Source organism: Robinsoniella sp., assembly GCF_034124845.1.
In genome coordinates, this window is sequence record NZ_JAWYAJ010000206.1 from 20,907 (window position 1) to 30,005 (window position 9,099).

Genomic DNA, 9,099 nt, shown 5'->3' on the forward strand with positions numbered 1-9,099 from the left:
ATCCTGCTCCGCCTCCACTACCATGTATCCTTCATATCCGGCATCTTCCAACACCTTGAAAATCGGGTCAAAATCAATACATCCGTCTCCCGGTACCGTAAATGCTCCCATTCTTACTCCAGCCAGGAAGCTTAACTTCTCTGCTTTGACCTTTTCTACTACATCCGGGCGTACATCTTTTAAATGTACATGTTTGATTCTGCTGCAGTATTTCTGAACCATTTCAAGCGGGTCTGCGCCGCAGTAAGTAAAATGTCCGCTGTCAAACAGGAGATTCACATATTCCGGATCGGTACCGGCCATCAGACGTTCCACTTCGTCCGGATCCTGGATTACCGTTCCCATATGATGATGGAAAGTCAGCGTAATTCCATACTCTTTTGCAATTTTACCAAGTTTATTTAATCCTGTGCAGACTTTATCCCATTCTTCGTCATTCATGATATATTTGCAGCCAAAGATCGGTGTTTCCAGCTGTCCCTGCACACTGTGTCCCTGCTCTGACACGCCGATGATCTTAGAACCCATCGCCTGCAAGAATTTTACCTGTTCTATAAATGCTTTTTCCGTTTCTTCATATGGCTGTGTAGTTAAAAAACTGGAAAACCACTGATTACAGATCTGGATGCCGCGAAGATCCAGTGCCTTTTTTAATACAACAGGATCTGAAGGGTATTTATTTCCCACTTCGGATCCGGTATATCCGGCAAGTGCCATCTCGCTTACACACTGTTCAAAAGTGTTTTCTTTTCCTAAATCCGGCATGTCATCGTTGGTCCAGGCAATTGGTGCAATTCCTAATTTTACTTTTTCTTTGTTAAACATCACTGTGCCTCCTATGGCTTTTTATTTCAGCTTGGTGCCTCCCGGCGTAAATACGTGGTAGATCGTGCACGATATCTACGCCTAGAAAGCTATTTTCTCACACGCTCAAGCTGATGATTTATAAGATTAATAAAAGATTATCTATATTAATAACGTCTTGCCTTGTATCTCTCTGCTTCCAGCTCCGTATACTTTTCCTGTACACTTTCCATCCCGGAAGTACTGGCGAGCCCTACATTCCACCAGGACTTGTAACCGTCCGTCATCGTCTTTGGAATTACTTTTAAGTCAATCAAGACTGCATTATCCTGGTTTTTCGCATCTTCCAAAGCAGCTTTTAATTCATCAATTGTCTTTACGGTATACGCTTTCAGCCCATAACCTTCTGCCACCTTTGCATAGCTTACCGGAATCAGATTTCCTTTTGTTTCATTATTAGCATCCCGGTACCGGAATTCTGTGCCAATGCTTCCGATGCCGTTATTCATTTGCAGATTGTTGATACAGCCAAATCCGCAATTGTCAAATACCAGAATATTAATCTTTGCTCTTTCCTGCATTGCAGTCATAATTTCACTGTGGAGCATCTGGAACGAAGCATCACCCACAACGGCATACACTTCTTTATCCGGCTCCGCCAGTTTCACTCCAAGGGCTGCTGCCACTTCATACCCCATACAGGAGTATCCATACTCCGCATGATAGCCGCCTCTCTTATCTGTAGTCCAGATTCTCTGCATACAGCTTGGAAGACTTCCCCCTGCCGTTATAATGGTTGCATCTTCTGCAATAACCTCCCGGATTGCACACAATGCAGCAGTCTGGGTAATCACGCCGCCTGTCAGTTCCACAAACTCTGGTATCGTTCTTGGATCCCTGGCTTTTACCATTGGCTCAAACTGGTCGTCATAAGCATATTTTGCAAGACGCTCCATTTCTTTATCCCATGCGGCTTTCGCCTCTGTGATCTCAGTCGTATAAGCAGATTTATATTTACGTTCCCGCAGTTTCTGTGAAAGGGCTTCTATCGTTACTTTTGCATCTCCCACAGCTTTTATGGCATCCATTTTGTAAGCATGGAATTTACTGTTATTGATGGTCACAACCTTTACATTCGGATTTTTGTACTGGCTCTTGGAACCCGTTGTAAAGTCCGATAATCTGGTTCCGATGGCTATCACTACATCTGCCTCTTCCGCGATGGTATTGGAAGCCAGTGTGCCGGTTACGCCAATCCCTCCAAGGCATTTACTGTGACTGGATTTGCAGGCACTTTTTCCTGCCTGGCTCTCTCCGAAGGGAATATTGAATTCTTCACAGAACTTTTCAACTGCTTCCCCTGCTTCAGAATATTTTACACCGCCGCCAACTACAACCAGCGGTTTTTTAGCTCCCGCAATTATGGCTGCAAGATCTTCCACTTCTTCTTCTACTGCCACCGGTCTTGTAATTCTGTGCACTCTCTTCTGGAAGAAATAATCCGGGTATTCATAAGATTCCCCTTCCACATCCTGGCAGATTCCAATGCAAACGGCTCCTGTTTCAGCCGGGTCCGTCAATACACGCATGGCACTTATCATTGCAGTCATCAGCTGTTCCGGACGGACTATGCGGTCCCAGTATTTACACACCGGCTTAAATGCATCATTGGTTGTAACGGATAAACTGCTGCTCTGCTCTAACTGCTGCAGAACCGGGTCCGGCTGTCTGTTGGCAAAGGTATCTGCCGGGAATACCAGCAGCGGAATATTATTTACCGTAGCGGTAGCCGCTGCCGTAACCATATTTGCAGCTCCCGGTCCTACGGAAGACGCACAGGGAATAATTTTTCTTCTGTTGTGCTGTTTTGCAAATGCAATCGCCACATGACACATTCCCTGCTCATTTCTACCCTGGAATACTTTCAGTTCACCGGGATTTTCATCTAATGCCTGACCCAGACCTACGGCAATTCCATGTCCGAAAATCGTAAAGATGCCTTCTACAAATTTCGTTTCCACTCCGTCAAATTCTACATACTGGTTATCCAGGAACTTTACCAATGCCTGTGCAACCGTCATCTTCGTATACTCCATTTCCTATCCGCCTCCTTATACTCTTGCAATCATTTCACCATACTGGTCTTTGGTTTCTTTTATAAACTTCTTGACTTCATCCGGATTGGGGAGCTCCTCGGAGCAGGAATGGCTGCGTACCATCATCGCTGCTTCTGCACTTCCAAATTCCAGACATTCGATCATATCCCATCCTTCAAAAATACCATACAAAAATCCGGATGCATAACCGTCTCCACCGCCAAATGACTTCAGTGCAGTAACGGGAAATGGCTTAATACTGTAGCTGTTGCCATCATTGGTATATGCCGTGGAACCTTTTCTTCCATGCTTGATAACTACAATCTTGGCATTTTCTTTCTGCCAGCTTTCAGCCGTTGCCTTATCATCTCTGCCCGGCTGTATCAGCTTTTCTGTCAGGTCAAATTCTTCCCTGGAGCCAAGAATAATATCTGCTTCTCTTGCAACACTGGCATAGTAAATGGAAATCTCATCCCTGTTCTTCCAGTTGTATTCCCGGTAGTCAATATCAAAGATAATCACTGTATTGTTTTTCTTAGCCAGCATTACCGCCTTTAATGCAGCTTCCCTGGAGGGGCTCTGTGCCAGTGCGGTACCGGATATCAAAATAGCCTTTGCCTTCTTTATGTATTCTTCATCCACATCATCCACCGACAGCTGAAGATCTGCGATGCAGTTTCGGTACATCAAGATGCTGCTTTCGTCAGGAGAAAGAATTTCTGTAAATGTAAGCCCCAGCTTTTCTCCGTTCCTGCATCTTGTGATATGTGAAGTATCAATTCCTTCTTTATTAAAAAACTCTGTAACGTAATCGCCGAACTGGTCATCTGACACTTTTCCGATAAATCCAACTTTCTTGCCATGTCTTGTAACACCTACAGCGATATTCGCAGGAGAACCTCCCACGTACTTTTTGAATGTGGTAGATTCCGATAATGGATGAAAATAATCCACCGGATTAAAGTCAATTGCCACTCGCCCTAACAGTACTAAATCCATCGGTCTTGATTCATCAAACTTAACATACTTCATTCCATTCACCTCATACTTGAATTTCAACACAGACAGGAAACAGTTTTCATTCCGTGTTTCATTTACAGTTTTCTTTTCTTGCGTTCTTTAGCACGCTTTTCTTTCATATGCTCATAATAGCACACACATTTGTTGCGTGCAAGTAATTTTTCAGTTCTCGGGGTACTTTCCCTGTATTGTACAATTTTCCATCTGTATATTTGTAACGTTTTCACAAAGATTACAGCACGCAAAAGCACGCATTCCAAGCTGTGAATTCCTTCCGCTTTTTAACCACATAGAAAAAACGCTATGCTCTCTATTACCCAAGAGAAAACACAGCGCCCTTTTTATAGACCTTATAAATTATATTTTGTTTTAATATTAATATCCGTGTAAACAAATTCCCGGTCTGCAGACACGCCCTTTGCGATCATGTCATACAGCAGAAACGGCGGGCGGTACCCCTGTTCATACCCTTCCTGATCGATCAGGAAGTCCACATCATCTTCCAGCAGCGCCTTTTCATTTCGGGGCGTTAAGTCATAGATAATCACGTAAGGCCGCTTCTTGGGACTTAATTTTTCAAATGCCTGACGCACGCCTGCCTGACCGCCGGATGCCACAAATATTCCGGCAAGATCCGGCACCATGGAAAGGGTGTTCTCGATAATGCGCTCCACCTCTTTTGCCTCGTCAAAGCTGCTTTGCACGCCCAGAAGCTCCATATCCGGAAATGACCGTTTCGTCTCTTCTATAAATCCTTCCACACGCAGACTGTTAACACTGTTTGTAAAATATCCTGTGATTATGAGAATCTTACCCTTCTTCCCGGCAAGCATTCCCATAAGCCCCGCCGCTGTATAACCGCTTCTTCTGTTGTCCAGTCCTACAAAGCAGCAACGCTTGGTACCCACAATATCGGAGTTAAAGGTAATCACCGGAATGTGCTTCTCTTCCGTCAGCTGATTAATCTTTGCCCGGATCAGGTCACATTCCACCGGCATAATTGCCAGCCCGTCAATTCCCAGCTCCTCCAGTTCTTCAATCGCCTGAAGCTGTGCCTTTTCGTCTATGATCACACTGTCCCGCAGCAGGATCTCCACGCCCCGCTCCTGAAGTTCCTTTGCTGCCTGGTCTATCCCTTTATTTACCTGAATCATAAAGGAAGACTTGGATAAATGTGTCACAATGCCGATTTTTAATTTCATCGGTTCTTTATCCGGGGTTCTGATCCCCCGGTTAGACTGATAGCCCAGCTCATTGGCTATCTCTTTAACTTTTGCTGCAACCTCAGGCTTAATTCTGCCACGGTTATTAAGCGCCCTGTCCACCGTCCCCCTGGAGACACCTGCCAGATCTGCAATCTGTTGTATCGTTCCCGCCATAATATTCCCTCAATCCTGTCCTTTTTTCATATACTTTTTTTCTCACGCCCGCGTTTTGCGTTACATGCACGCATTTTTTCTTTTATTATAGACTATAATATATGTTTTGACAAGTGGGAATTACCGATCATTTCCGGGTAAAGATTCTGGACGGCCGGTGCCCGGCATTCCCCGTCATCTTGCCGGTATCCCGGATCTTATCTGCAATTGTTCTTCGAAATGCAGGAGCAAGCAGCTTCTCATCCAATATAATTTCATATACTTCCTGAAGCTCACTTATGGTGAATTCTTCTGGCATCATGTGGAATACAATGTCGGTATAATTTATTTTTCCTCTCATGCGTTTTAGCGCTTCCTCAAGAATGACATTGTGGTCAAAGGCTAACTGCATATTTTGCGCCTCTTTCAGATCAAACCATTGCGCCCCGTTAACTTTAACCTTCCCTGCATCAATGAGGGAAATATAGGCACAGCTGATGATCCGCATTCTGGGATCCCGGTGAACATCGCTGAACGTATATAACTGTTCCCGGTAAATCTTTTTCAAGCCCGTCTTACTTTCCAGTGTGCGGTCCAGCGTGTCTTCCAGCGTTTCCGAATTTAAAACAAATCCTCCCGGGAGTGAGTAACATTCTTTATAGGGATATTCATCCCGCTTTACAAGCAGTATCTTTAATGACTGCTGATCCCGCTTTCTATAATTGCCGCTGGCTGCTTTCATAATTCCAAATACCACTGCATCTGCCGTAATTGATACCGTTTCATAATCTCCCGGATTATATTGATCCAGAAATTCCTGTTCTTCTCTGCTTTTTGCAATATATTTTTTCATGTTCTTATCCATCAGCCGTCGTTCTCCTTAATCTAAATCGCTATCTCCAATCGGGAAATGCCACCGTTTCCCGGATATCAGACACTTTTGCCAAAGCCATAACCAGTCGCTGTAATCCTATGGCAAAGCCTCCTGTTGGGGTTCCCTTATATTGTGCCAGTTCTTCAAGATAACTGCAATATCTTTTTTTATCCACCGAAAAAATTTCCATCATTTTTTCCTGCAGGCAGGCATCCATGATCCGCATATCCCCGCCGCCAATCTCAATCCCATTTAACACAATATCAAAGGATTGGGTTCTGGTATTCACCAAATCTTCCGCTTTACCAAAATTCTCAGGAGCAGCAAAAATATGATGATTTGGAATCAGAACATGATCCCCAGTCCATTCTCCATTGGTAAGGGGCATATGATCAATCACCACAAGAGATATCTCACCCGGATTTTCCCTGAGATCCGGTTTCATCTCTTCCCCAAAGTTCTCCCTGCACCAAAGCCCGTCCATAAAGCGTACACTTATCTTTCTTCCTCCTTCGGCGCAGATAGTTTCCAATAATGCAACTGCTTCCCTAATAAGTGCGTGCAGGCTTTCTACATGCAGCTCCACATCGATCTGTATAAATTCACACAGTCGGGTTTCCTTATTCTTCTCATGGGCAATGGGCCGGAAACAATGGGCAAACTGATAATACCGATCATATCCTGCCAGCATGAAAAGCATTTTATATACCTGGGGCGAATCAGACAGGGAAAGTTCCTCCCCGTCTATCTCCACCGGAAAAGTGGGATTATATCTCTCACCGCCGGGAACAGCCAGCACCGGCGTATCAAATTCCGTAAAGCCCTGTTTTTCCAGATAATATCTGGTTCTCTGCCGGATTCGGTTAGTCAGAGCCAGACACTCCATCACTTCTCTTCTCTGCAGATGCTCTGCCTCTTTCATCCCTTTACCTCTCCTTCAAACCATTTCTCAAAAAGAACTCCTGCCCCGTATGGTCAACTCTCGTAATTGCATTAAGTTGATATATATACCGGTCTGCAATACCGCTTTTTTCATCTCCTGCAAGCAAAGAACCAAGCTTTGGATTATTCGTGGGACATACACTGATCCAGCCGCTTGCTGAATGCTTCAGACTGTAGATTCCTTCCTGGCAGTATTCTTTGCAGGTATCGCACAGAGCACTTCTATGCGTACAGGAAATACTGTCCTTCATATTAACCAATACACCATTCCACCGGCAATTGTAAGAATCACAACCCACCCGTAGTCTGCGGTTTATCTGGATCCCCTTCTTCTGGATATCTGCTCTCAGCTCTTTCAGATTGACAAACTGTTCCTCCCAGAACTCCTGGTTCCCCCTGGAATAATACAAATCCAAAACACTTATGTAAATATCCGTCTGATACTTTTCATTCAATCCTTTTACATATTCCACAAGGGCTGGCAGCTCCTCCCGGTTTTGTTTCATATAGACAAAATTCAATCCAACAGACTTCATACCGGCTTTACAGCATTCTTCTATTACCCTTAATGTATCTGCAGCATCCGGATTGTGTGCTATTTTCACACGCAGATCACGATCCACAGCATCGATGGATATCTTTAATATATCCACATTCTTTTTAATCAGATCCAGATGCTCAAGCACTTTTGACCCATTTGTAGTGATTTCCACTTTCTTAAAAATTTTTTTGCTTGCCTCAAGCAGCTGATCAATGTCTTTGGCAAGCAGCGGTTCTCCGCCTGTAAACGAGATGATTTCAAATCCATGTCCGGCTAACAGTTTTAAATTTTCAATATACGCTTCTGCGCTGAGCAGCGGAGCATTCAGGCACTTCGGTGTATGGTTTTCCATCCCCAGGTCTGTGGCGCAATACTCACAGGAAAAATTGCAGACATCACAAACAGATGCTCTTAAAAAGGTTCCTTTTCTTTCCAACAATAATCTCTCCATAACAATACCTCTCTCCTTCTTTGGTAAGAATACTTTGTTATTAGTTCTTGTTATACCACTTTGTTATGCATCCTTGTTATGCATCCTCGTTATACATCCTCGTTATGCATCCTTGTTATGCATCCTTGTTATGCATCCTTGTTATGCATCCTTGTTATACATTTTCGTTATTAATTATTTGTTATTATCATTTTGTTAATATCATATTACATCAGATCTGTTTTCTTGTCAAACCTTTTTTGAGATCTTTTTTAAATAAATAAAAAACACTTGATTCCAGTGCTTACCCATAAAAATATCCAAGAATATTACAGATTACTACATAAAATCCCGTTAGAATACAATCCATACAGAGAACCCAAAGATTCAATGAAAGTCATGTAACTACTTAACATACATGTTGACAGTATTAGAACACAAACCTACAATTAACTTGTAGTTAAATAAATACACTTTAAATTAAAATGCTGTTCAATAGTCACAGCCGTATCATTTCGTTATAATAGAAACTAATAAAGGAGGAGATGATGGTTTTGAAAATGAATGAGATCATAAAGAAAAGAAGAAAAGAAATGGAACTGACGCAAGAGCAGGTAGCAAATTATTTAGGGGTTACCACTCCGGCTGTTAATAAATGGGAACGGGGCAATTCTTACCCGGATATTTTACTGTTGCCGGCACTTGCCAGGCTCTTAAAAATTGACCTGAATACACTTTTTCTCTTTAAAGAGAATCTAACCGAACCTGAGATTCGTATTTTTTGTGCTGAACTTGTTGAAATAATGCAGGAAGAAGGGTTTGATACCGCCTTTCAAACTGCGTTAGATAAGACTTATGAATATCCGCTCTGTGACAGCTTGATTTATTTAGTAGCGACGGTAATGGACAACTGCCTGACTTTGAATCCGGCAGATTTAGACGATAAAGAAGAGTATGAACGACAAATCATTATGTGGTATCAACAGGCAGCGTCTGGACAGGATACGGTTATTAAAAATTCAGCCGCCTATATG

The 9,099-nt window shown here is 43.1% G+C and carries 8 protein-coding genes; 1 reads left to right on the forward strand and 7 read right to left on the reverse strand.

The features are described from left to right. From iolE to ACH2DQ_RS09670, 7 genes are all read right to left on the reverse strand, one after another. Positions 1–825 (reverse strand): myo-inosose-2 dehydratase (gene iolE, locus ACH2DQ_RS09640; protein ID WP_395026556.1); only part of this gene is annotated, 825 nt, incomplete at its 3' end. 146 nt (positions 826–971) lie between these two features. Next, positions 972–2,900 carry a 3D-(3,5/4)-trihydroxycyclohexane-1,2-dione acylhydrolase (decyclizing) gene (gene iolD / locus ACH2DQ_RS09645; RefSeq protein WP_394912767.1) on the reverse strand — a complete coding sequence of 643 codons (1,929 nt, stop codon included), beginning with the start codon at positions 2,898–2,900 and terminating at the stop codon, positions 972–974. Between the two features lie 15 nt (positions 2,901–2,915). Next, positions 2,916–3,932: a 5-dehydro-2-deoxygluconokinase gene (gene iolC / locus ACH2DQ_RS09650; protein ID WP_394912768.1), complete on the reverse strand. Its 1,017-nt coding sequence runs from the start codon at positions 3,930–3,932 to the stop codon at positions 2,916–2,918. A 338-nt stretch (positions 3,933–4,270) separates the two neighbouring features. Beyond that, entirely contained in the window at positions 4,271–5,299 is a 1,029-nt protein-coding gene (locus ACH2DQ_RS09655) for a LacI family DNA-binding transcriptional regulator (RefSeq protein WP_394912769.1), read from the reverse strand. Positions 5,300–5,426: 127 nt separating this feature from the next. Further along, the gene (locus ACH2DQ_RS09660; RefSeq protein WP_394912770.1) at positions 5,427–6,143 is read right to left on the reverse strand and encodes an NUDIX domain-containing protein; all 717 of its coding nucleotides are present in this window, start codon (positions 6,141–6,143) and stop codon (positions 5,427–5,429) included. 28 nt (positions 6,144–6,171) lie between these two features. Next, complete coding sequence (locus ACH2DQ_RS09665; RefSeq protein WP_394912771.1) at positions 6,172–7,074, reverse strand: amino acid--tRNA ligase-related protein; 903 nt, start codon at positions 7,072–7,074, stop codon at positions 6,172–6,174. A gap of 4 nt (positions 7,075–7,078) precedes the next feature. Continuing rightward, complete coding sequence (locus tag ACH2DQ_RS09670) at positions 7,079–8,086, reverse strand: radical SAM protein (RefSeq protein WP_394912772.1); 1,008 nt, start codon at positions 8,084–8,086, stop codon at positions 7,079–7,081. A 524-nt stretch (positions 8,087–8,610) separates the two neighbouring features. Between ACH2DQ_RS09670 and ACH2DQ_RS09675 the strand changes: the two genes are divergently transcribed. Then, positions 8,611–9,099, forward strand: a 489-nt coding sequence (locus tag ACH2DQ_RS09675) for a helix-turn-helix transcriptional regulator (protein ID WP_395026560.1), incomplete at its 3' end; no start/stop codon positions are given.

Bases quoted from the DNA above. Each gene is read 5' to 3' on its own strand.
- ACH2DQ_RS09655 (WP_394912769.1), bottom strand. From the start codon at position 5,299: ATGGCGGGAACGATACAACAGATTGCAGATCTGGCAGGTGTCTCCAGG.
- iolD (WP_394912767.1), bottom strand. From the start codon at position 2,900: ATGGAGTATACGAAGATGACGGTTGCACAGGCATTGGTAAAGTTCCTG.
- ACH2DQ_RS09660 (WP_394912770.1), bottom strand. From the start codon at position 6,143: ATGGATAAGAACATGAAAAAATATATTGCAAAAAGCAGAGAAGAACAG.
- iolC (WP_394912768.1), bottom strand. From the start codon at position 3,932: ATGAAGTATGTTAAGTTTGATGAATCAAGACCGATGGATTTAGTACTG.
- ACH2DQ_RS09670 (WP_394912772.1), bottom strand. From the start codon at position 8,086: ATGGAGAGATTATTGTTGGAAAGAAAAGGAACCTTTTTAAGAGCATCT.
- ACH2DQ_RS09665 (WP_394912771.1), bottom strand. From the start codon at position 7,074: ATGAAAGAGGCAGAGCATCTGCAGAGAAGAGAAGTGATGGAGTGTCTG.